Genomic DNA, 22,584 nt, shown 5'->3' with positions numbered 1-22,584 from the left:
AACTTGTTACTCATCATACAAGTTTGGTTTTATTATCAAGGTGCCTTTTGCGCTGCAACCGACACCCTGTTTTACTCATTGCTTATTTTTTTCCTGTTCCGCCTTCACGATCTTCGATCTTTCCAGACATCTTCAATGTCTCAATCGAACCACCAAGATGCTGTTCCATTACGTCACGAGCCCTTTCTGCATCATGATTTTTAAATGCTTCCAGTATCTCCGTGTGGTAGTGAAGTCCCGTCTCATATCCGAACAACTCATTCATTTGTTCATGGTTCTTTCTGGATTCCAGAAAAACTTTATGAAGACTCTTTTCCAGAAGCGGATTGCCGGAGGTCCGGCTGATAACTTCATGAAATTTCAGGTCTGCACGGACAAATTTCGCTCGGTCTCCTTTAAATTCCTTCATCTGTTCCAGATAAACTTCCAGAGCGGCAACTGTTTTTTCATCGCAGTTTTCCATTGCGAGTACGCATGCCCCCGGCTCCAGAATCTTTCTGAATTCCAGTACTTTGCAGATATCCATACAATCTTCCGATGTGATCTTGTATTCTGCCTCGTCCCAGTTTTCAACCTGAGTGTTGATCAGGAACGTTCCTTTTCCCTGATAGCTTTTCAGAACACCAATCCCGATCAGATATTGAAGTGCCGATCGGATACTGGAACGGCTGACTCCAAGTTCCATAACCATCTGGTTTTCAGACGGAATCTTTTCGCCGATGTTCCATTTTCCGGATTCAATATTTTCCTTCAGATACTCAACGACCTGATCCGTAATATTGACTGTTTTTATTTTCATCCTCGCGCGTTACCTGCTTCTTTATTATTCTGCTTGTTGGGCGGATAAGATTGTTCTTTTACTTGTCAGACAACCTATGAGTTGATTATATCCTATTTTTACCTAAAGTCAATACCCATTTTCAATATTTTTCGTTGTTTTTTACAGACTGAACGGAATCTTTGCGGGGAATGTTGATATGTTCCATGCAGAAAATGACTGCCCATGTAAAGCATCTTAACTCTATATCACTCTGTACTGATCTGCCGCCGTTTGCTTGCATCGCTGAAACTTCCATGGTAGAATAGAAATGATGTGTACAGAAATTATCCACTCACCCGAAAGGAGACTTGTGATATGAAATCCGGAGAACATTTTGACGTGATCATCATCGGCGCGGGCCCGTCCGGAATCTTCTGCGCGTATGAGCTGATCAAAGAAAAACCTGAACTGAATATTTTAATGATTGAAAAAGGAAGACCGATCGAGAAACGTGTCTGTCCGAAGAGAACAACAAAGGTATGTGTGGGCTGCAAACCATGTTCTATCACCACCGGTTTCGCCGGAGCAGGAGCTTTCTCCGACGGCAAGCTCTCCCTTTCCCCGGATGTCGGCGGAAATCTGCCGGAGATCTTAGGATATGACAAGGCAACTGAACTCATCCGGGAATCCGACGATATCTATCTGCAGTTCGGCGCTGATAAGAACGTCTACGGCGTTGACAAACAGCAGGAGATCCGCAAGATCCGCAAGAAAGCCATCAACGCAAACTTAAAACTCATCGAATGCCCGATCCGCCACCTCGGAACCGAGGAAGGTTATAAGATCTACACAAGACTGCAGGAACACCTTCTCGCGAACGGAATCCACATGGAATTCAACACCATGGTCAAGGATATCATCATCGAGGGCGGTACCGCAAAGGGTGTTATCACCGATAAAGATGAGACATACTACGCAGATGAGATCGTCTCCGCCATCGGACGTGAAGGCTCCGACTGGTTCTCCCACATCTGCGATGACCACGGAATCGATACCGAAGTAGGAACCGTCGACATCGGCGTCCGTGTTGAGGTCCGCGACGAGGTCATGGAGTTCCTCAACAAGAACCTCTACGAGGCAAAGCTTGTATACTACACACCGACCTTCGACGATAAGGTCCGTACATTCTGTACGAACCCGTCCGGTGAGGTTGCTACCGAATACTATGAGAACGGCCTGGCTGTCGTAAATGGTCACGCTTATAAATCAAAAGAATATAAGACAAACAACACAAACTTTGCGATCCTGGTTTCCAAGAACTTCACAAAGCCCTTCAAGACCCCGATCGAGTACGGCAAACATATCGCCCAGCTGTCCAACATGCTATGCGACGGAAAGATCCTGGTCCAGACCTTCGGTGATTTCCAGAGAGGCCGCCGCACCACGGAGGAACGTCTCTGCAGAAACAACATCATCCCGACCTTAAAGGATGCCGTTCCGGGCGACCTTTCCTTAGTTCTCCCGCACCGCATCATGGTGGACATCAAGGAGATGTTAAAGGCCCTCGACAAGGTAACTCCGGGTATCGCCAGCGATGAGACACTGCTTTACGGAGTGGAGGTTAAATTCTACTCCAACAAGGTCGTTGTCGATAAGGACTTCGAGACAAACATCCACGGTCTCCGCGCTATCGGTGACGGTGCATCCGTGACCCGCGGACTTCAGCAGGCATCCGCGAATGGCTTATCCGTTGCCAGAAGTATTCTCGCGAAGATCGATCAGAAATAGGGCAGTAAAAAGCTTCCTTTGAATCTGTATGCTGAAAACCACACATGTAAAATAGAAAAAAGAGCATCTTTGCGCTCCAATGTTTTAAGGAATTTTCCAAAACATTGAAGCCGCAGGTGCTCTTTTCATATTTTATAAACAACTACTGATGACCAGTAAGCGTTTTTCCTTCTCCAATCCATTCCAAATCGGCTTCGCCGATTGGATTTTTACCTTCCAGCCTAAGTTTTCACTTTTACTTTCTTGGATGCGCTCCCTGGTACGCCTCTCTGACCGCGCTGTCCATGGCATATGCCGTGTACATCTGGGTGGATGCTAGGTCGGAATGACCCATCATGGTCTGGACGGCGCGCATGTCAGCTCCGTTGCTTAAAAGATGCGCCGCAAAGGAATGGCGCAGAGTGTGGGGTGTGATGTCTTCCTCGATTCCTGCCCGGTCCCCGTAGTATTTGATAATCTTCCAGAATCCCTGACGACTCATGGCTCTGCCGCTGTAATTTGTAAACAGCAGTTCCGATCGTGTTCCTTTTAAAAATGTCTCACGGGCAGACTCCAGATATTTCGCAAGAGCGTCCTTCGCCGCATGGCCAAAGGGAATCATCCGCTCCTTGTGCTCATCGCGGCAGGTGATAAAGCCGATGGACATATTTACATCGGAGAGCTTTAGATTCACGAGTTCCGTCACGCGGATCCCTGTCGCGTATAAGAGTTCCAGCATTGCCTTATCGCGGATCTCCTTCGGATTCGCGCCGGACGGCTGCTCCAGGAGTTTCGTCACCTCGTCAACTGTGAGGATCACAGGCACCTTTTTCTCGATCTTCGGCGCATGCATCGAATCTGCCGGATCACGGCGGATCCTTCCTTCCTTAAACAGCCAGCCAAAGAACGATCTCGTGGATGCCAGTGCCCTCGAAACTGTCGACGCTGCTTTTCCTTCTTTCTCCAGGAAAAGGATATAGGAATTTAACGCCGTCTTTGTCACTTTCCCGCAGTCTGTGATTCCGTTTTCCTCCAGATAATCTGCCATTTTTAACAGATCTCTCTGATAAGAAAGCGTTGTATTTTTTGACGCGTGTTTTTCTTCCTCCATATAGTTTATGAAGGTTTGAATTTCCTCTCTCATACCTTTTCCCCGTTCATTTCCAGACACAGTTATCCGCGCTTTTCACGATCCTATACGAAATCATAACTATTCAGCAGCTTCACCAGCTTATGTTTTCTCCTGGTCAGCGCAGTAAGTGCGCAAATCCACAGAACAGTTACACAAAATTTTCCTGTTCGAAATTTTCAGCACCTGTGTCTATACACGTTTATACTCTATCTGTTTTTTAGTTTCACGATGTCTGCCTTTGGGAAACAGGGGACATAGGCCTAAGTTTTCCACCATCCCCCCGATACGCTGTTTTTCCCGGCAAAACCAGTATTTTTCTACATTATAGTCCCATTTTAGGGCAAAATCAAACGGATTTTTCCCACTTGGATCCCATTTTAGACTATTTTACATAACTAATCGCTAGATATGGAACTGTATATATCCACAATGGCAATATCTTGTCAAAATGCGCAAAATTTTTTTATAAAAAAAAGGGCTGAAAGCCGCGTATTTCCTGGGAAAATTCCACTTTTCCGCCCCATTATCCTGACTACCGTACCACGCCTTCAACGCCTTTCGTCAGATATTGTCTCTTCCGTTGACGTCCTAATTCAAATCCACGATTTTCAGATATGCCTTTCTAAAACAGTTGGAAGATCAGCGCTGAGAAATTTGGATTTATGAATATCTCAGATATAATTCCAAGCACCATAAAAAATACCATCATCCATAACCTGATTTTCTCTTTTCCATCCGCCTGCTCCACGACCATGATCCATAAAAGGTAAGCCGCCAGTATATAAAAGAATCCCTGCGGAAATACAAGTCCGAAAAAGCGCAGGATCCCATAAATTCCCGCATGCATCGTCAACACACAGACAGCGATTGCGGATGTAAATGCCAGATAGACTGCTCCCGCGTAAAACAGGATTCTGGCAAAAACTGCCTGGCAGATCAGAATTCCCAATAAAATCCACACAAACCGTTTTTTCAATACTCCCACAAACAGACTATACCGGTCCGCCGACACGATCTCCGATGATGTGAGGATCCCGGAGAACCAGCTTTCAAGTGTGCTTTTCATCTCTGCGCTCATCTTATTGAAGAAAACTGTCCCCATAACGGTCCCCAAGAATAAAAAAAAGGACAGCCAGAACATCTGACTGTCCCAAAATCTCCGATGCCTGTGAATTCCGGCCATAGCGATACCGTCCATGTTCCTTTTTCACAATGTATGCGCATATGGGCCTACTTTATCCACAGGATTTGTAACTATTCAGTACCTTCATAGTTACGTGCAAAAATCCATTCCAGATCAACTTCGCTGATGGGATTTTTGCCTTCCAGCCTATGTTTTCTTACGGTCAGCGCAGCAAGTGCGCAGACCTACTGAACAGTTACCAGGATTTTTTCTAATTGCAGCAATCTTTCCACAGGCAGGCAGCCAGCCCTATCCTCACTGACACTTTCCGCTTACTGGCTTCTGCCGTTTTTTCTATCGAATTCCCTCTTTCTGAGCGTACGCAAGGATTGCCGCAATCGTCTTCGCGTCTGTCATCTTGCCGGTGTAGATCATCTCAAGAAGATCCTTTACTTCCCACTCTTCCACATCAATACTCTCATCCGCATCGAGATGCTGCTTTGACGGGATCAGGTCTTTTGCGATATAGACACCGATCTGCTCATCGCAGAAAGCCACTGTCGTGTTGACTGTCATCAGGAATTCCAGGGTTTCGCTGCGGAATCCTGTCTCCTCCTCAAGTTCTCTCGCCGCGCACTCGATCTTCGGCTCATCCGGCGCATCAAGTTTTCCTGCCGGAATTTCCAGCGTGAACCGGTCTAAGGCGTTCCGGTACTGACGCACCATGAGGATCTTTCCGTCCTTTGTCACCGGGAGAACGGCTGCCGCGCCATCGTGGTGGATATAGTCATACACTTCCTCGATTCCGTTCGCGACAACGGTATCCCGGTAGATCTTTAAGATCGTTCCGGTGTATGCAAGATCACGTTTTAAACGAGTTGTTTTTTCCATACTAAAGTCTTTTCCTTTCATGAATGTATCTGCTAACTGCCTTAACAGACATTCTAAACAATTCCTCTCAGATTTTCTATTCTGCGGAATTACCCTGCAGTATTTTCCTCTGCTCAGAACTTATTTTTTTACATTTTTCACACTGCTACGGAAATTTCCGTGTCTTTCACGTAATTATCAGCCTTTTAACTTTTTATTCTTCTCAAAGTTTGCATCACACGCCTTAATGATCGCACCGCGGAATCCGTTCTCCTCAAGGGCAGCAAGTCCCTCGATAGTGGTTCCTCCCGGTGAGCATACCATATCCTTTAATTCGCCCGGATGTTTTCCTGTCTCAAGGACCATCTTCGCGCTTCCTAAAACGGCCTGGGCAACCATCTTGTAAGCGGCCTGGCGCGGGAGTCCGTTCTTTACGCAGCCGTCAGCCAGCGCCTCGATAAACATGTATACATAGGCCGGGGAGCAGCCGCTGGCGCTTCCAACAACATCCATCAGCTTCTCATCCACTTTCTCCATCTTTCCGAAGGAAGTAAAGAATCCGTCGATGACATCCTTTTCCTCATCGGTAAACAGCGCCTCATCGTAGCTCACCCCGGACATTCCCTCGCCGACCATAGCCGGTGTATTCGGCATGGAGCGGACGATTCTCGCACTGTCTCCGAGACCTGCCTGGAGATCCGCGATCGCATATCCAGCCGCGATGGAGATCACAACCTGATCTTTCCTGATCTTTCCGTTTAATTCCTTAAAAACTGTCGGAAGTACCTGCGGCTTTACTGCCAGCACCAGGTATTTTACCTGCTCTGCGCAGTCAGTTGCTGTTGAGACATGGGCAACACCTGTCTCCTCCGTAATTTTCTGCATCTTCGCCTCATGGGCGCTTGTGAAAAGCAGTTCTTCCGGCTTATATGTCTTTAAAAGTCCCCGCATGATAGCGGTTCCCATGTTTCCCATTCCGATAAAACCAATCTTTGCCATATCCATATTACCTCCTGTTTTATATTCTCTGTTATCTCTCATCTGCAGCAGACCAATCTTTGCTCATATTGCAAAAGCTTCGGCAGCACAGAGACTTCTAAATTTCCTGTTAAAAAAACCGCTGCCATACAGATTCTCTCTGCACAGCAACGGCTTTCATTTTTATTTCGCGTAATCGGTAACTCTGGACTCGCGGATCACGTTGACTTTAATCTGTCCCGGATACTCCAGGCTCTCTTCGATCTTCTTGGATATATCTCTTGCGAGAAGAACCATATCGTCATCGCTGATCTGCTCCGGTACTACCATAATGCGCACTTCGCGTCCCGCCTGGATCGCAAAGGACTTGTCTACTCCCTTGAAGGAGTTTGTGATATCCTCAAGCTGCTTTAAGCGGTTCGTGTATGTCTCCAACGTTTCTCTTCTTGCACCCGGTCTTGCAGCGGAGATCGTATCTGCTGCCTGAACGATGCAGGAAATAAGGTTCGTCGGCTCAGCATCGCCATGGTGGGATTCCACAGCATTGATAACGATCGGGGACTCTTTGTATTTCTTACAGAGTTCCGATCCGAGCTGTACATGGGAACCTTCCATCTCATGGTCAACGGATTTTCCAATGTCATGTAATAAGCCGGCACGCTTTGCCATTCTGACGTCAACACCAATTTCGGCTGCCAGTAAACCGGATAACTGTGCGACCTCGATGGAATGCTTCAATGCATTCTGACCATAGCTGGTTCTGAATTTCATCTTGCCGAGGAGCTTGACGAGCTCCGGATGGATATTGTGAATGCCGACCTCAAGGATTGCGGCTTCACCTTCCTCGCGCATCATGTTTTCAACTTCCTTCTGCGCTTTCTCCACCATCTCTTCGATTCTCGCCGGATGGATACGTCCATCCACGATCAGTCTTTCAAGAGCAATTCTTGCAACTTCACGTCTTACCGGATCAAAACCGGATAATACGACAGCTTCCGGTGTATCATCGATAATGAGTTCCACACCTGTCATTGTCTCGAGAGTACGGATATTACGTCCCTCACGTCCAATGATGCGGCCCTTCATCTCATCGCTCGGGAGCTGAACGACAGAAACTGTAGTCTCAGCCACATGGTCAGCTGCACATCTCTGGATGGCGGTAACCACATATTCTTTGGCTTTCTTGTCAGCTTCTTCCTTTGCTTTGGCTTCTAATTCCTTGATGAGCTTTGCGGTGTCGTGTTTTACATCTTCCTCTACGGATTTCAGAAGATATTCCTTCGCCTGCTCGCTGGTAAGTCCGGAGATCTTCTCCAGTTCTTCCTGCTCCTTAGCAAATAATTCCTCGACCTCGGAAGAACGCTTTCTTAAAGTCTCTTCCTTCGCGGCAAGACTGGATTCTTTTCTCTCCATTGCCTCAGATTTTTTGTCGAGGTTTTCCTCTTTGCTCAGTACGCGGCGCTCATAACGCTGGATCTCGGCTCTCCGTTCTCTGGTTTCCTTTTCAAGCTCATTTTTCGCTTTTAAATTCTCTTCCTTCGCTTCCAGGAGAGCTTCTTTCTTCTTCGTCTCGGCGACCTTCAATGCTTCATCTATTATTTCTCTGGATTTTTCCTCTGCGCTACCGATCTTGCTTTCATAACTGTTCTTGCGGTAAGCGACAGCCACGACCCAGGTAATAGGAGCCACAATAATTGCTGTTATAATAACGCTGATTATTGGTGACACAGGAGCACCTCCTTTATTTAGTTTTCATTGTACTAATTACAACACTTCAATTTTAAACTGTTTTATGCATTATGTCAAGTATAATGCCCTCATTCCGGGTACTTCTGTGCATCCCCACGAAGCCTGTCATATCCTGTCCTTTGGGGCCGGAAACAGCTCTATTCCCACTGCTTCATCGCACTGTTGATCGCCTCGTAGGAAAAACCTTTTCGCGCCAGAAATGCGTAGATCTTCTGGCGTTTCGCGGGATCCGGTTCTTCCGGGTCGTAATTTTTCTTTCTCAAAAGTCCGAGGATCTGGGCAGACTCGTCCACCTCCATATCCTCAAAGACCATCTCCACCAGATCGTCGCTGACGCCTTTCTGGCGGAGGTCAAATTTCATCTGGCGGATGCTCTTTTTGTGGTCGTTTTTCTCCACATACCGCCTCGCGTAGTCCTCATCGTCCAGATACCGGTAGTGTTTCAGAAAAAGAAGCGCATCTTCAACAGAGGCTGGCGAAAACCCCTGTTCCGCCAGTTTCTTGCGCATTTCATTTTCTGTTTTTCCGGAAAACTGAAGATAGTAGAGACCTTTGTTCCGCGCCTCCCGGAACTCCTCCGGAACCGCGTCTCCATCCGCACCGGCATACATTTTCTGCTCCCGGTGCTCTTCCTGCTGCCATTCTTTCATCTATGCTTTCCTGTCAGAACTGCCTTCCTGTCTCAAGCTTCTTTCTAAAGTGCCGTACCCGCCAGACAGTTCTCTTTTTCATCATTATTTTTATTACTCGTCAGCTTCCTCAGCCTCATTAACCGCCGGTGCCGCAGCTGCCTCACCCGGGGCAACATGCTGCGCTTCCAGTCCGTGAAGCTCCCTCACCTGGTTCTCGATCTCCTCGCAGATCAGCGGATTCTGCGCAAGGTAGGTCTTCGCGTTCTCGCGTCCCTGACCGATCTTCGCTCCCTTATACGCGTACCAGGAACCGCTCTTCTCGACGATATTTGCGTCAGCAGCCAGATCAAGAACATCGCCCTCGCGGGAGATTCCCTTTCCGAACATAATATCAAACTCAGCCTCTTTAAATGGCGGAGCGATCTTATTCTTTACAACTTTTACGCGGACGTGGTTTCCGATCACCTCGCCGCTCTGCTTTAAGGACTCGGTTCTTCTTACGTCAAGACGAACGGAAGAATAGAACTTAAGGGCGCGTCCACCAGTGGTCGTCTCCGGGTTTCCGAACATAACGCCGACCTTCTCACGGAGCTGGTTGATAAAGATCACGATACAGTTTGTCTTGCTGATGATGGCGGTCAGTTTTCTTAAGGCCTGGGACATCAGGCGGGCCTGTAAGCCGACGTGGGAGTCACCCATATCGCCGTCGATCTCCGCCTTCGGAACAAGTGCCGCTACAGAGTCCACGATCACGATATCAACGGCACCGGAACGCACCATCGTCTCTGTGATCTCTAAGGCCTGCTCGCCGTTATCCGGCTGGGAGATATAGAGATTGTCGATATCAACTCCGATATTCTTCGCGTATACCGGATCGAGAGCGTGTTCAGCGTCGATAAATCCGGCGATCCCGCCGCGCTTCTGGACTTCCGCTACCATATGGAGAGCGACCGTTGTTTTACCACTGGACTCCGGTCCGTAGATCTCAACGACACGTCCTTTCGGAAGGCCGCCAAGTCCGAGAGCAATATCAAGGCTTAAGGAACCCGTCGGAACCGTCTCGATATTCATATTCGCACCGGAATCACCGAGCTTCATAACGGAGCCTTTTCCGTAAGCTTTTTCAATCTGTGTGAGAGCCGCGTCAAGGGCTTTTAATTTATCATCTTTATTCATATTCTTCCTCCAAGATCCGGCCCCGCAGCGTTCCCCGCGTCCCCGGACATCCAATAATCACTGATTTTTCAATCCGCATATTTCTTCACATACTTCACGTCCACGAAAGCGGAGTGCCGTATGCGAACAAATGTTCTGTACCTGTTAATCATAATATAATCCATGTAAAAAGTCAACTGTTTCTTATCATTCCGACCGCTTTTGATCAATTCGCAGTTACTGTTCACGCCTTGCGCAAACAGCAACTGATTTTGCTGATGCTTCGCATTCCAAATCGGAAAAATCCACTACCGCCACTGTATTGTACGGATTTTTCAGTTCAGAAAATCCCTACCCGCGCACAGTAACACCATCATACTTCATCCCCTCTCCGGCAGATCCCCACGTTTCAATACCAGACTTTTTGCTCTCCGCTGTCATAAAATACCCTTCTGCCTGTCCTTTACTTCTTTCCATCTTATCTTCTCACTGAGGCCTGCAGCGATCCGCCGCCAGGACGATGCTTTCCCGCATCATGAACTATCTGCTATCCGGGACAGACCTCCCAGAACGATTTCAGATACCCGTACTATATCGAAATTCCTTCGCCCTGTCAATCGGCATTCTCCACAAATTCAGACCCTCATTTTTTACCTGGTCAGCCATGAAAAATTTGTCTGATCTCCAATATCCGCCTCACAGCTTCCTTCCCCATGCTCCGCGTAAACAACAAAAGACGGCAGCCCATGCCCACAATACATGTTCTGCCGCCATTCTATCCTATTTATTATATATGTATTCCCATCCAGCTCACGCCAGGACTTCCTATCTCTCCTTCGAAGCCCGCGCTACCAGTCCGCTGAGCGCCAGAAGCGCCAGAACGTTCGGAATGACCATAAGCCCGTTGAAGAAGTCCGCTAAGGACCATACAAGCTCCAGCTTCAGGCAGGAACCGATCACGATGCAGGCAACAACGATCAGGGAGTAGAGCTTTGATGCCTTCTCGCCGAATAAATACTTCACATTCACAAGTCCGAAGAAATGCCAGCTTAAGATCGTGGAGAACGCGAAGAAGAACAGGCAGACTGCAACGAAGATGATCCCCGCGCTGCCGAATCCCTTCATGAATGCCGCCTGAGTGAGCGCGGTGCCGTCCTTTCCTGTGCTCATAACGCCTGTTGTGAGGACAGAGAATACCGTCAGGTTCAGGACGATAAATGTGTCGATGAACACGCTGACCATTGCACAGAGCCCCTGATGATGTGGAGATTCCGCCTTCGCTCTCGCGTGGGCATGCGGGGTGGATCCCATACCTGCCTCGTTTGAGAAGAGGCCGCGGGCAACACCATAGCGGATCGCCTCACGCACCGTGATTCCAGCGCCTGCGCCGAGAACTGCTTCCGGCGCAAACGCGCCCTCGATAATGGAAAGGAACGCTGCCGGAAGAGCCGTGATGTTCATGCAGATCAGGACCAGGCTGCCGACGATATAAACGCCGGCCATGATCGGAACGATCTTCTCAACTACCGTTGCCAGACTCTTTGTTCCTCCAAGGAAGATCACCGCTGCGATCACTGCGACGACAATGCCGACGATCATCGGTGAAAGTTCCACATGGAATACCTGAAATGCTTCCACAAACGCTGCTCCGATAGAATTGGACTGAACCATATTTCCCATAAAGCCCAGCGCAAGAATAATAAATACCGCGAACAGAGTGGAAAGCGCCTTTCCGAATATTCCCTTGAACGCCGCCTTGATGTAGTAGACAGGACCTCCTGTCACCTCGCCGTTTACCTCTGTCTTATATGTCTGTGCCAGAACTGCCTCTCCGTAGATCGTCGCCATTCCGAGGAATGCACTGATCCACATCCAGAAGATCGCGCCCGGGCCTCCGCCGATGAGGGCTGTCGCCGCTCCGGCAAGGTTTCCTGTACCTACCTGGGCTGCGATGGCTGTCGCGATGGACTGGAACGGAGTCATCTCGCCTTTTTCGTGCTTTTCACCGTTCATGCTGAAATGCCCGAATACCTGACGGACGCCCTCCCCGAACTTTCTGACCTGGATAAATCTCAGGCGGATCGTATAGTAAAGTCCGGTTCCGCATAAGAGAACGAGCAGGAGAAAGCTCCACAGAAAATCATTTCCCTTTGTTACAAGCTGCATCAGTGTGTCCATTTTAATTATCCTCCTCTTTCATCATCATAGCCGCCAGCCTTTTCTTTAAATTTCCGGCTGTCCGGCATCATGGAATATCCCCTCTGAATTTCCATGCAATAAAATAAGAGCTGATATTGATCAGCTCTCCAAAGAGTAGAACATTTGCATACAACGGGGAGTTGCCCCATTGTGGTTATTTGTATGCCCTGTCCTTTTGCCTGAGAGATCGACCGGTACCATGGACATGAACCGGTCTTACACCTTCGGCGCTCCATACGGAGACTCTCCAGAGTATCCAGACGGACGTTTGTCCGCCTGGACTGCACTTATGTGTTACATACTATCACAGTTTTCCTTCTGTATCAACGTGTTTTTGAAGTAAAGCAGCAAATTTTGTAATTTTTGTAAATATTGTCACATATGACCTGCAGATCATCTGTCTTTTGCTTCAATCTGACGAACCATTTTCTGACCGCTCCGCATGAACCTCCTGACGCTATTTTGCAGTTTCAATCTCATGCTGCTTTAACGCCTCCGAGAACTCTACGCGGATCTCCGTTCCCTTGCCCTGCTCACTCTCAAGGGTCAATTTTGCCCCGTGCTGGGCAACGATGTGCTTTACGATCGCAAGTCCCAGACCGGTTCCTCCCGTCGCCTTCGAGCGGCTCTTATCCACACGGTAGAATCGCTCAAATACACGCTCCTGATGTTCCGCAGAGATACCGATTCCGGTGTCTTTCACAGAAAGGAACGTATGCCCGTTCTCAATGCCGGTCGTCACCGTCACAGTTCCGTCCTTTTTATTGTACCGGATCGCGTTGTCGCAAAGATTATAGATCAATTCCTCCATCAGCTGCTTATCCGCGAAAACCGGTGCTTCTCCGCCCTGGACCCGGATCGTCACGTTCTGTTTCTGGGCATTCATCTGGAGCATGTCCACACATTCTCTCGCCAGCGGAAACAGATCCAGATCTCTATAATCCACATCTTTCTTTCCACCGTCAAGCTGGGAAAGCTGGATGATATCATTGATCAGGGTCAGAAGTCTCGCCGCGTTTTTATGGATCTCCGACGCAAACCGTTCTGTATTCTCCCCGGACATTCCGTGTTCGATCAGTTCCGCATAGCCGGAGATCGCCGTGAGCGGGGTCTTGAGCTCATGGGACACGTTCGCCGTAAATTCCTGCCGGACCTGGGAGCTCTTTAAGATATCCTCATGCTGCTGCCGGATCTTATTCATAAACGGTACCAGCTCCTTATAGGCCGCCTGCGTCCCCGGCTCCGAAAGATTCTCCGCCATCTGCTCGATCGGCGCCACAAGGTTCTTCGTAAAGTAATTAGCCATCATGATACAGAAGAAAAAGAGAAGGACAAATACTCCGACTACCGTCATCATCATGTTCTGGGTCAGGGCAAAAATATTGTCGCCCTCCCTCGCGATCCTCAAGATCCGTCCGTTGTCTATCCGGATCGCATAGTAGAACAGATTTCTATCCAGAGTCGTCGACCGGCGGGTTCCGCTTCCTTCTCCGACCTTCGCCGCCATGTGGATCTCCGGGCGGTCCTCATGGTTCTCCATCACAGAAAAATCCGCGTTGCTGTCAAAAATAACGCTCCCATTGGCATTCACCACCGTGATGCGCAGCGTATCCGGGTTCAGGTCGTAGGCATCCGGATGCAGATCGGATATATTGTCGAAGATGTGCATATTTTTCATGACAAGAGCGTCAGCCTTCAGATCCCCGATGACCTGTTTCCGGTAGACCCCGTAAAAAACAAATAAGGCACACAGCAGTGTCAGTAAAATTGCGAACACTGCCGTGGCCAGAAGTTCCATATGGATTTTCCGTTTCATTCGATCATATACCCCACATTTCTCACAGTGCGGATCATGGAACCCGCTTCACCGAGTTTCTGTCTGAGCGTCCGGATATGCATGTCCAGAGTTCTCGACTCACCTTCAAAGTCGATTCCCCAGACGCGCTCTAAAATGATCTCTCGCGTCACTACGATCCCCGCATTGTGGAGCAGGAGCTTTAAGAGCTCATATTCCTTAAATGTCAGGCTGCACGGAACATCCTTCACGTATACCATATGTTTCTCATCATCCAGGAAGATATCCCCCAGGGTCAGGAATTTATCTTCCTCCATCGTCCTTCTGAGCACCGCCTTTACTCTGGCGATCAGCTCCATGACACCAAAAGGCTTTGTCAGGTAGTCATCCGCTCCGACATCAAGTCCCTTTACCTTGTCGATCTCGGTACTCTTTGCCGTCACCATGATGATCGGAAGCTTTTTCGTCTCCGGGCGGCGGCGGAGCTTTGCAACGATCTCCAATCCGTCCTCGTCCGGCAGCATAATGTCCAAAAGGGCAAGGTCCGGCTGCTTTTCTTCCAGCTTTTTATAAAAATCGCGGGCACATTCAAATCCTTCCACTTGATATCCGCTGTTCTTTAACGCGAACATCTCAATCTCCAGAATATTTTTATCATCTTCTACCGCATAGATCAGAGCCATGGTCCTTTCCTCCTGTCTCACTTTCTGTCTTACTGTTCAGCACTAAAAACATTCTACTACATATCTTCCTATACCGGAAGCATATATTTGCCGCGGTACTGCTCTACCATCGCCGCGAAATGCGGATCTCCGTCACGCTTCAGGTTGTCAAGATAACCGTGGGTATCAAAACCGTCACGGTCGATCTCAATGACGCTGACTGCGATGTTGGAGCAATGGTCGGAAACACGCTCCAGATTCATGGAAATATCAGAAAGCACAAATCCCTGCTCGATCGTACATTTTCCCTTCTGGAGTCTTCGGATATGGTTTGCCTTTACGACGGTATTGATATCGTCGATGACCTCCTCAAGAGGCTCCACTCTGGCTGCCTCATCCGTATTGTTCGTCTCAAAGGCATCGATGGACAGGTTCAGGATCTCCTTTACCGCGTCGAAGAATATGCCAAGTTCCTTCTCTGCCTTGCTGGAGAACTGCATTTCTTTTTCCTTCATCTCTTTTGCGGAATCTTTCAGGTTCATGCCGTGATCGGAAATACGCTCAAAATCTCCGATACAGTGTAAGAGCAGGGATACGGTATGGCTGTCTGACTTGGAAAGATTCTTTCCGCCAAGCTTTACCATGTAAGTTCCAAGCTCATCCTCATAGCGATCCACAAGGTTTTCCAGTACCTCCACACGGGCTGCCTTTTCGTCATCATAGCCGTGAAGCAGATCCACCGCCGTGAAGAAGCATTCCCGTGCAAGCTTCGCCATCTGGATCGTCGTCTGACGGCACTGCTCAACCGCAAAAGCCGGCGTGTCGAGGAAACGCTGGTCGAGAAGGCGGAACGCGTCTTTTTCCTGGTTCTGGACCGGAGCTTCCTTCTTCTCTTCCGGGATCGTGAGGCATGCAAGCTTTACAAGGCCGTTGCCGAACGGAAGAAGCATGATCGTTGCCGCAATATTAAAGCTGCTGTGGATCACGGCAATTCCCATAGCGCTTGCCGCTGTGTCCAGGAAGGAAAAATGAACGACCGCATTGATCGTATAAAAGACGATCATAAAAATAACGGTACCAATAATATTAAAGTAAAGATGGACCAGTGCCGCACGCTTTGCGTTCTTTGAGGCACCGATACCGGAGAGCATCGCTGTCACACAGGTTCCGATATTCTGTCCCATAATGATCGGGAGCGCAGTACTGAAATTTACCGCCCCTGTGGCGCATAACGCCTGAAGAATACCGACGGACGCGGAGGAGCTCTGGATGATCGCTGTGAGGACAGCGCCTGCGATCATTCCGAGGACCGGGTTTGAGAACATTGTCAGGATTCCGGTAAATTCCGGGACATTTGCCAGCGGTTTGACGGCACCGCTCATTGTCTCCATTCCGGTCATTAAAATCGCGAAACCGATCATGATGGTTCCGGCATCTTTTTTCTTCTCCTTCTTGGAGAACATGATAAAACAGACGCCGATGAGTGCCAGAACCGGTGAAAATGATGTCGGCTTTAACAGCTGTACAAAGAAATTTCCACTCTCAATTCCGGTAAGGCTTAAGAGCCAGGACGTCACCGTCGTTCCGATATTCGCGCCCATGATGATGCCGACCGCCTGGGTCAGCTTCATGATACCGGAGTTTACGAAACCTACGACCATGACGGTGGTTGCGGATGACGACTGGATGATCGCCGTAACTCCCGCTCCTAAAAGGACCGCCTTGATCGGATTTGATGTCAGTTTTTCAAGAATTCTTTCCAGTCTTCCACCGGAAAGCTTTTCGAGACCTTTTCCCATAGTCTCCATTCCGTAAAGGAACAGCGCGAGCCCGCCAAGCATCGTCAATACACCAAAAAAATCCATAAATTTCCCCTCTTCAAATTCATTAACATTTTGTTTATCTCTTTCTTACCATGTATCAGAATATCAGGGGAATGTAAAATGCTTTGTAGGCAGTATGTAAAATCTGTGTAAAATATCAAAGCCCAGAACGGCCTTAAATTTCTTTTAGAATTTGTTCTGTTTTATACTGGAGTCGATTGATGGAATATCTTAGATATGTTAGAATTTTGTGGAAAAGATACTGTAAATGCAAAAAAATAACCGCCCCGACCTAGGAAATCGAACGGTTATTTTTTTGATACCTATGGACCAGCCGTCTATCGGTGGCACTCTTTGTTTTTAATATAGCATACTTTATAAGGGATTTTAATATACTCCAGTTTATTATAATTTCGTAACTATTCAGTCCCTTCATAGTTACACGCAAAAATCCATTCCAGATCAGCTTCGCTGATGGGATTTTTGCCCTCCAGCCTATGTTTTCTTACGGTCAGCGCAGCAAGTGCGCAGACCTACTGAACAGTTACATGATTTCTACTTACTCACCAGTTTCTCCACATCCAGCAGCCCCCACCCCTGCTGATTTCTCGGAAGCCCGATATCCCTGCAGCTTTCCCGAAGCTTCAGCTTCACATCCTTATTCGTCATATCCGGGTACCGTTCCAGAAGGAGCGCTGTGGCACCGGAGACGATGGGAGTGCTCATGGAGGTGCCGCTTTTGATGGTGTATTTATCCGCCCGGCCAGCACAGCTGACGACGCTGCAGCCCGGAGCAACGAGGTCCGGCTTGCAGATGCAGGCGGCGGTGGGACCCCGGCCGGAGTAGTCCACCATCCGGTTTCCACCCACCAGGACCTCCCTGTCATCGTCCGAACAGCCCACCGTGATCACCTTTCTGCTGATCCCCGGAGTCGTGATGCTCATGGTCCGGGGGCCATTGTTTCCCGCCGCCACCACAACAACAAGCCCGGCGTCCCATGCCCGGTTCACGCCTTTCACCAGGGCGGAATTTTCGCTCATCCCCCGCTTCGAGCAGGCACCTACCGATATATTTAAGATCCGGATCCCCAGCTTCTCCTTCCTCTCCAAAATCCAGGAGATTCCCGCCAGGACATCCGAAGAATATCCATTTCCTTTCCGGTCCAGGACCTTCACCATGACGAGGTCACAGCCCGGCGCGATCCCGCTGTACCGCCCGCCGGACATGCGTCCGCTGCCGCCGATGATCCCGCAGATATGGGTCCCATGCCCACAGTCATCGTAGGCGAAGGTCTTCCCATTCACCATGTCTGCGAACCCGGTGACCCGGCTGTCGAAATCCCGGTGAAGAAAGATCCCGGTATCCAAAACCGCCACGCCGATGCCTTTTCCGGTGAGTCCCAGGCGGTAAGCCGCGCCGCAGCGGATCTGATCTTTAATATGGTTCACATGTAAGATTCCTCTATTCTATTCCTCTTACTTACAGGATATTCATAAACACTTCGTCTTGCGCTACTGCCCAAAATATACATCTGTGCATATCCCCACCCACAATTTGCAGTATTTCCGACACTTTTCCACATTCTTCGAAAACAGCTTCCGAATCTTAAAGAAATCTTAATAATTCATTCAAAGAATATACAATCATTTTCCGGGGTGATGTGCTATACTTTAACCATAAGAAATGCACGAGATATTTTAAATCCTTTATCCTAAACCTTTTTGAAATTGAAATCCTAAATGATGAATCCCTGTACAGTATGTACAGGGTTTTTTCATGCCATTTTTCCAGAAAGATCTCCCACTTCCCATGCTTAAACCTTGTTCCCGGCCACCATCGGCGCCTCGCGCGGTCACTTGCGGCAATCTGCATCTTCGCACGAGTGTGCATCTTTAGCACATAAAAAGAGACGGCACTCAACTCGTTCCAGGGCTAAGTACCGTCTCTCTGTTTTTAACTGCTGTCCGCCACGCCGGTCCAGATCAGCCGTCTGTTTCTTACACGTTTCTGACATTCTTAAGAATATCGCAGAAATCAAATGTAGCAAAGTAATCCTTCGGAGTCTCTGCACGGCGGATCATCTGGACACTGCCGTCTTCCTTGAGAAGAAGCTCTGCGCTCTTTAACTTTCCGTTGTAGTTATATCCCATCGCGAATCCATGTGCACCCGCATCATGGATGAATAAAAGGTCACCCATATCAATCTTCGGGAGCATGCGGTCGATCGCAAATTTATCGTTGTTCTCGCAGAGGGAGCCTGTCACATCGTACTTGTGATCACACGGCTCGTTCTCCTTGCCCATCACAGTGATGTGGTGGTAAGCGCCGTACATTGCCGGACGCATCAGGTTTACCGCGCAGGCGTCAACACCGATGTACTCCTTGTAGGTATGCTTCTCGTGGATCGCTCTTGTCACGAGAGCGCCGTACGGAGCCAGCATGAAGCGGCCAAGCTCTGTGAAGAGCGCCACATCGCCCATTCCTGCCGGAACAAGAACTTCCTCGTAAACCTTTCTTACGCCCTCGCCGATGACCTTGATGTCGTTCGGCTCCTGGTCCGGTCTGTACGGGATTCCGATTCCGCCAGAGAGGTTGATGAACTTGATGTCGGCGCCAGTCTCTTTCTTTAACTTCACGGCAAGTTCAAAAAGAACCTTCGCGAGAAGCGGATAATACTCATTTGTCACAGTGTTGCTTGCAAGGAACGCATGGATACCGAAGTTCTTCGCGCCCTTTGCCTTTAAGATCTTGTAAGCCTCTGTGATCTGGGCCTCTGTCATGCCGTACTTCGCATCACCCGGGTTATCCATGATATCAGTTGTTACCTTGAATAATCCGCCCGGATTGAAACGGCAGCAGATCGTCTCCGGGATCGTTCCGATCGTCTTCTCCAGACACTCGATATGTGTGAAATCATCCAGGTTGATGATCGCACCGAGGTCGTAAGCCAGTTTGAACTCTTCCGGCGGGGTATCGTTGGAAGAGAACATGATGTCATGGCCGGAAAAACCGCATGCATCGGACATTAAAAGCTCTGTCTTAGAAGAGCAGTCTGTTCCGCATCCAAGCTCCTGAAGTGTTTTTAAAATGAACGGATTCGGTGTCGCTTTTACTGCAAAGTATTCCCTGAATCCCTTGTTCCAGGAAAATGCCTCTTTTAATTTCAGGGCATTCTCGCGGATCCCCTTCTCATCGTAAAGATAAAACGGGGTCGGGTATGTCTTCGCGATCTCCTCCAGCTGTTCCTTCGTTACAAACGGTTTCTTCTCCATGTACGTTCTCTCCTTCGTTAGTCAGTGTTAGTCGATATTTACAACACGCATGATGTTTGTAGAAGCCGCCGGCTCATGTCTTCTCGCATAATCCACAACTCCCGCAGTCACGACCGCGATATCGCCTGCTTTTACAATACCATTCTCTTTTAAAATGTCAATACTGTTCTCAATTAAAGTGTCAGTGGATTCCGCTCTCTTTGCCTGGAACGGAGTTACACCCCAGTAGAGCATCATCTTTCGGACTGCAGAGATACTCGGGGACATTCCCACAAGTTTTGTTGACGGATGCCACTTGGAAAGCATTCTCGCCGTGTAGCCGCTGATGCTCGGCGCGATGATGACAGCCGCGTCAAGGGACTCTGCCGTTGCGACGGACGCATAGCTCACTGCATTGGAAATATTGTGGCGGTTATCGTCGGATACGGTTCTCTTCTCATAGAAGTCACCGTTCATGTGGGACTCGGTCTCCTCAACGATATGAGCCATCATCTTTAATGCCTCGACCGGGTACTTACCGTTTGCAGTCTCACCGGATAACATAACGACGTCTGTTCCGTCATATACAGCGTTCGCAACGTCAGAAACCTCCGCACGGGTCGGTCTCGGGTTGCGGATCATAGAATCCAGCATCTGGGTCGCTGTGATAACGACCTTACATGCGGCGCTGCACTTTTTGATCATCATTTTCTGAAGATGCGGAAGCTTCTCCGGTGCGATCTCAACACCCAGGTCACCGCGGGCTACCATGATTCCGTCGCTGGCCTCGATGATCTCGTCGAGGTTCTCAAGTCCCTCAGCGTTCTCGATCTTCGCGATGATTCCCATTGAGGAACCGCCCTCATCCAACATCTGGCGGATCTCACGGATCGCGTCTGCGGAACGGATAAAAGAAGCCGCGATATAGTCGAACCCAAGCTCGATACCGAAACGGATATCTTCCTTATCTTTATCTGTTAATGCCGGAAGCTTGATCTTTACATTCGGGACGTTGACGCCCTTTCTCTCTCCAAGCTCGCCGCCGTTCATGATCCTGCAGTAGATCTCGGTTCCCTCAACACGTTCAACATGGAGCTCGATCAGACCGTCATCGATCAGGATCACGTTGCCCTCTGTTACATCCTCATTTAAACCGTTATAGTTGATGTGGACTCTCTTTGCGTCACCGATAATATCCTCTGTTGTAAGGATGATCTCCTCGCCTGCTGTCAGAGTTACCTTCTTTCCGTCCTTTAAAACACCGGTACGGATCTCCGGGCCCTTTGTATCAAGAAGAGCCGCTACCGGTTTTCCAACCTCTTCCGCAACCTCGCGGAGCTGTCTGTAACGGGCTCTCTGCTCATCGTGTGTTCCGTGGGAGAAGTTGAAACGGGCAACATCCATTCCGTTTAAGAGCAGCTGTTTCATGACCTCTCTGTCATCGCTGTTCGGTCCCATGGTACAGATAATTTTTGTTTTTTTCATGTTATGCCTCCTGATTGCTGTTTGCCTGTCTTGGATCCATCCCACCTTTTGTTACATGCCTGTGGGTATACAGGTGATCCTGACAGTATTCATAGTCGCCTTCGCACTTGGAGCAGTAGCGGAATACAAGATTCGGGTCATCCTCCTCGGTACGTCCGCATACAGCACAGCGGTGGCGTCCGATCTTTTCCGCTGTCTTCTGCGCCTCGCGCATCTGTGTGTGAAAAACCTGCTTTCTTCTGATCTCTTTCGGATTCAGACGGCTCCCCCTGGACATGAAGAGGTATACGATAAAATTAAGTAAAGACATAACGACCGCAATTCTCTGCGACATGCCGCCGAAAAGGAATCCATAGACGAAGTAAAGTCCATCAAAAAGTGCCAGATACTTCGCCTTGATCGGAAGTACAAAAAACAGGTAAAACTGCATTTCCGGGAATGTGGCCGCAAATGCAAAAAACAGGGAAAAGTTCAGATAATCTGTGGTGAGAATATAGACCTGCCCTGTAATGATGTAGATCAGCAGCGCCGCAAGGACATGACCGATCACACCCATAAAAAAGTACACGTTAAACCGGAAGGTTCCCCAAACCCGCTCCAGAGTCATTCCCAGATTGTAGTAAAGGTAGATCGCTATCAGGTTAAAGAAAAGACTGCCGGACGGCGGCCAGATCATAAATGTAACGACTCGCCAGATCTGTCCGTGAAGGATCGCCCTCGCATCCAGCATCAGGTACTGGATGTAAAATGCCGGTGCCATCATCTGGACCAGCACGCCCACCGCATACAGGATCACGATATAATACATGAGATTCGGAATCGCGTACCGTCCGAATTTCCGCTCCATCTTGTTCATAAAATTCATTGAAGCTTTCCTTTCCTAATAGAAATATCTATTTCTCCTACGTCCCGTATTATAATTCCCAACCGTTTCTTTTGTCAAACGCTTTATGATATCGTTACTGGAATGTCTATCCATCCCCGCAACGCTTTCTTCTAAAATCTTTACACATTCTTTACAGAATTTTAACCGTTTTTAGCCTCAAGATGCCAGTTCCGTCAATTGTATTTCCTTTTTTAATGTGTTATACTATGTGCGGAATTTTGACATAACAGTTCAGCTATGTGCCGATTCCGGCAAAAAATTGTATGGCTGAACGGTTCGGCATGTTGATGCCCGCATTCCGGCTGGCTGCCTGCTT

The 22,584-nt window shown here is 48.6% G+C and carries 18 protein-coding genes and 1 riboswitch; of the genes, 1 reads left to right on the top strand and 17 read right to left on the bottom strand.

Features of this window, described 5'->3' with window-relative positions; genetic code table 11:
- Positions 1 to 82: 82 nt before the first annotated feature.
- Complete coding sequence (locus DWY93_RS13515) at positions 83 to 799, bottom strand: FadR/GntR family transcriptional regulator (RefSeq protein ID WP_015552379.1); 717 nt, start codon at positions 797 to 799, stop codon at positions 83 to 85.
- Positions 800 to 1,093: 294 nt separating this feature from the next.
- Here DWY93_RS13515 and DWY93_RS13510 point away from each other — a divergent pair, with 294 nt between their 5' ends.
- On the top strand, positions 1,094 to 2,548 hold the full coding sequence (locus DWY93_RS13510) for an NAD(P)/FAD-dependent oxidoreductase (RefSeq protein WP_278286486.1): 1,455 nt from the start codon (positions 1,094 to 1,096) through the stop codon (positions 2,546 to 2,548).
- Between the two features lie 235 nt (positions 2,549 to 2,783).
- On the opposite strand, the gene xerD is transcribed toward DWY93_RS13510, so the two are convergent.
- The 16 genes from xerD to DWY93_RS13435 form a co-directional block, all read right to left on the bottom strand.
- Positions 2,784 to 3,671 (bottom strand): site-specific tyrosine recombinase XerD, encoded by an 888-nt coding sequence (xerD, locus tag DWY93_RS13505; protein ID WP_117470836.1) that lies wholly within the window; start codon positions 3,669 to 3,671, stop codon positions 2,784 to 2,786.
- Positions 3,672 to 4,281: 610 nt separating this feature from the next.
- Positions 4,282 to 4,761 (bottom strand): hypothetical protein, encoded by a 480-nt coding sequence (locus DWY93_RS13500; protein ID WP_147324210.1) that lies wholly within the window; start codon positions 4,759 to 4,761, stop codon positions 4,282 to 4,284.
- A gap of 375 nt (positions 4,762 to 5,136) precedes the next feature.
- Entirely contained in the window at positions 5,137 to 5,673 is a 537-nt protein-coding gene (locus DWY93_RS13495; RefSeq protein ID WP_117470873.1) for an NUDIX hydrolase, read from the bottom strand.
- A 177-nt stretch (positions 5,674 to 5,850) separates the two neighbouring features.
- Complete coding sequence (gene proC, locus DWY93_RS13490; RefSeq protein ID WP_117470874.1) at positions 5,851 to 6,651, bottom strand: pyrroline-5-carboxylate reductase; 801 nt, start codon at positions 6,649 to 6,651, stop codon at positions 5,851 to 5,853.
- Positions 6,652 to 6,813: 162 nt separating this feature from the next.
- Entirely contained in the window at positions 6,814 to 8,358 is a 1,545-nt protein-coding gene (rny, locus tag DWY93_RS13485; RefSeq protein ID WP_117470838.1) for a ribonuclease Y, read from the bottom strand.
- A gap of 158 nt (positions 8,359 to 8,516) precedes the next feature.
- Positions 8,517 to 9,029: a regulatory protein RecX gene (locus DWY93_RS13480; RefSeq protein ID WP_117470839.1), complete on the bottom strand. Its 513-nt coding sequence runs from the start codon at positions 9,027 to 9,029 to the stop codon at positions 8,517 to 8,519.
- Between the two features lie 93 nt (positions 9,030 to 9,122).
- Complete coding sequence (recA, locus tag DWY93_RS13475) at positions 9,123 to 10,187, bottom strand: recombinase RecA (RefSeq protein WP_015552372.1); 1,065 nt, start codon at positions 10,185 to 10,187, stop codon at positions 9,123 to 9,125.
- Between the two features lie 330 nt (positions 10,188 to 10,517).
- The gene (locus DWY93_RS17810; RefSeq protein WP_278286485.1) at positions 10,518 to 10,643 is read right to left on the bottom strand and encodes a hypothetical protein; all 126 of its coding nucleotides are present in this window, start codon (positions 10,641 to 10,643) and stop codon (positions 10,518 to 10,520) included.
- Between the two features lie 348 nt (positions 10,644 to 10,991).
- Positions 10,992 to 12,344, bottom strand: a complete 1,353-nt coding sequence (locus DWY93_RS13470) for a sodium:alanine symporter family protein (RefSeq protein WP_117470840.1) — start codon at positions 12,342 to 12,344, stop codon at positions 10,992 to 10,994.
- 178 nt (positions 12,345 to 12,522) lie between these two features.
- Positions 12,523 to 12,626: riboswitch (glycine riboswitch) on the bottom strand.
- Between the two features lie 196 nt (positions 12,627 to 12,822).
- Positions 12,823 to 14,181 carry an ATP-binding protein gene (locus DWY93_RS13465; protein ID WP_117470841.1) on the bottom strand — a complete coding sequence of 453 codons (1,359 nt, stop codon included), beginning with the start codon at positions 14,179 to 14,181 and terminating at the stop codon, positions 12,823 to 12,825.
- A complete protein-coding gene (locus DWY93_RS13460) occupies positions 14,178 to 14,843 on the bottom strand; it encodes a response regulator transcription factor (RefSeq protein WP_015552367.1) in 666 nt (221 codons plus the stop codon). Before DWY93_RS13460 ends, DWY93_RS13465 begins: the two co-directional genes overlap by 4 nt.
- Before the next feature lie 68 nt (positions 14,844 to 14,911).
- The gene (locus DWY93_RS13455) at positions 14,912 to 16,687 is read right to left on the bottom strand and encodes a Na/Pi cotransporter family protein (RefSeq protein WP_117470842.1); all 1,776 of its coding nucleotides are present in this window, start codon (positions 16,685 to 16,687) and stop codon (positions 14,912 to 14,914) included.
- Positions 16,688 to 17,200: 513 nt separating this feature from the next.
- Positions 17,201 to 18,094 carry a S8 family peptidase gene (locus DWY93_RS13450; protein WP_242990634.1) on the bottom strand — a complete coding sequence of 298 codons (894 nt, stop codon included), beginning with the start codon at positions 18,092 to 18,094 and terminating at the stop codon, positions 17,201 to 17,203.
- A 549-nt stretch (positions 18,095 to 18,643) separates the two neighbouring features.
- Positions 18,644 to 19,918 carry a diaminopimelate decarboxylase gene (locus DWY93_RS13445; RefSeq protein ID WP_117470843.1) on the bottom strand — a complete coding sequence of 425 codons (1,275 nt, stop codon included), beginning with the start codon at positions 19,916 to 19,918 and terminating at the stop codon, positions 18,644 to 18,646.
- Between the two features lie 27 nt (positions 19,919 to 19,945).
- Positions 19,946 to 21,382, bottom strand: coding sequence for a pyruvate kinase (gene pyk / locus DWY93_RS13440; protein WP_117470844.1), 1,437 nt, complete (start codon positions 21,380 to 21,382; stop codon positions 19,946 to 19,948).
- Position 21,383: 1 nt separating this feature from the next.
- A complete protein-coding gene (locus DWY93_RS13435; RefSeq protein ID WP_117470845.1) occupies positions 21,384 to 22,247 on the bottom strand; it encodes a hypothetical protein in 864 nt (287 codons plus the stop codon).
- Positions 22,248 to 22,584 lie beyond the last annotated feature (337 nt).

Origin of the sequence: Clostridium sp. AF28-12 (assembly GCF_003435225.1) — a bacterium.
GTDB lineage: Bacteria > Bacillota > Clostridia > Lachnospirales > Lachnospiraceae > Pilosibacter > Pilosibacter fragilis.
The sequence above is the reverse complement of the archived record's forward strand: the minus strand, read 5'-3'. Positions and strand labels throughout refer to the sequence as shown.

Excerpts from the sequence above, each read along its gene's own strand:
- pyk (WP_117470844.1), bottom strand. The coding sequence starts at position 21,382 with ATGAAAAAAACAAAAATTATCTGTACCATGGGACCGAACAGCGATGAC.
- DWY93_RS13495 (WP_117470873.1), bottom strand. The coding sequence starts at position 5,673 with ATGGAAAAAACAACTCGTTTAAAACGTGATCTTGCATACACCGGAACG.
- DWY93_RS13470 (WP_117470840.1), bottom strand. The coding sequence starts at position 12,344 with ATGGACACACTGATGCAGCTTGTAACAAAGGGAAATGATTTTCTGTGG.
- DWY93_RS13465 (WP_117470841.1), bottom strand. The coding sequence starts at position 14,181 with ATGAAACGGAAAATCCATATGGAACTTCTGGCCACGGCAGTGTTCGCA.
- DWY93_RS13445 (WP_117470843.1), bottom strand. The coding sequence starts at position 19,918 with ATGGAGAAGAAACCGTTTGTAACGAAGGAACAGCTGGAGGAGATCGCG.
- recA (WP_015552372.1), bottom strand. The coding sequence starts at position 10,187 with ATGAATAAAGATGATAAATTAAAAGCCCTTGACGCGGCTCTCACACAG.
- DWY93_RS13455 (WP_117470842.1), bottom strand. The coding sequence starts at position 16,687 with ATGGATTTTTTTGGTGTATTGACGATGCTTGGCGGGCTCGCGCTGTTC.
- DWY93_RS13515 (WP_015552379.1), bottom strand. The coding sequence starts at position 799 with ATGAAAATAAAAACAGTCAATATTACGGATCAGGTCGTTGAGTATCTG.
- DWY93_RS13435 (WP_117470845.1), bottom strand. The coding sequence starts at position 22,247 with ATGAATTTTATGAACAAGATGGAGCGGAAATTCGGACGGTACGCGATT.
- DWY93_RS17810 (WP_278286485.1), bottom strand. The coding sequence starts at position 10,643 with ATGGAAAGAAGTAAAGGACAGGCAGAAGGGTATTTTATGACAGCGGAG.
- DWY93_RS13460 (WP_015552367.1), bottom strand. The coding sequence starts at position 14,843 with ATGGCTCTGATCTATGCGGTAGAAGATGATAAAAATATTCTGGAGATT.
- proC (WP_117470874.1), bottom strand. The coding sequence starts at position 6,651 with ATGGCAAAGATTGGTTTTATCGGAATGGGAAACATGGGAACCGCTATC.
- DWY93_RS13480 (WP_117470839.1), bottom strand. The coding sequence starts at position 9,029 with ATGAAAGAATGGCAGCAGGAAGAGCACCGGGAGCAGAAAATGTATGCC.
- DWY93_RS13500 (WP_147324210.1), bottom strand. The coding sequence starts at position 4,761 with ATGGGGACAGTTTTCTTCAATAAGATGAGCGCAGAGATGAAAAGCACA.
- xerD (WP_117470836.1), bottom strand. The coding sequence starts at position 3,671 with ATGAGAGAGGAAATTCAAACCTTCATAAACTATATGGAGGAAGAAAAA.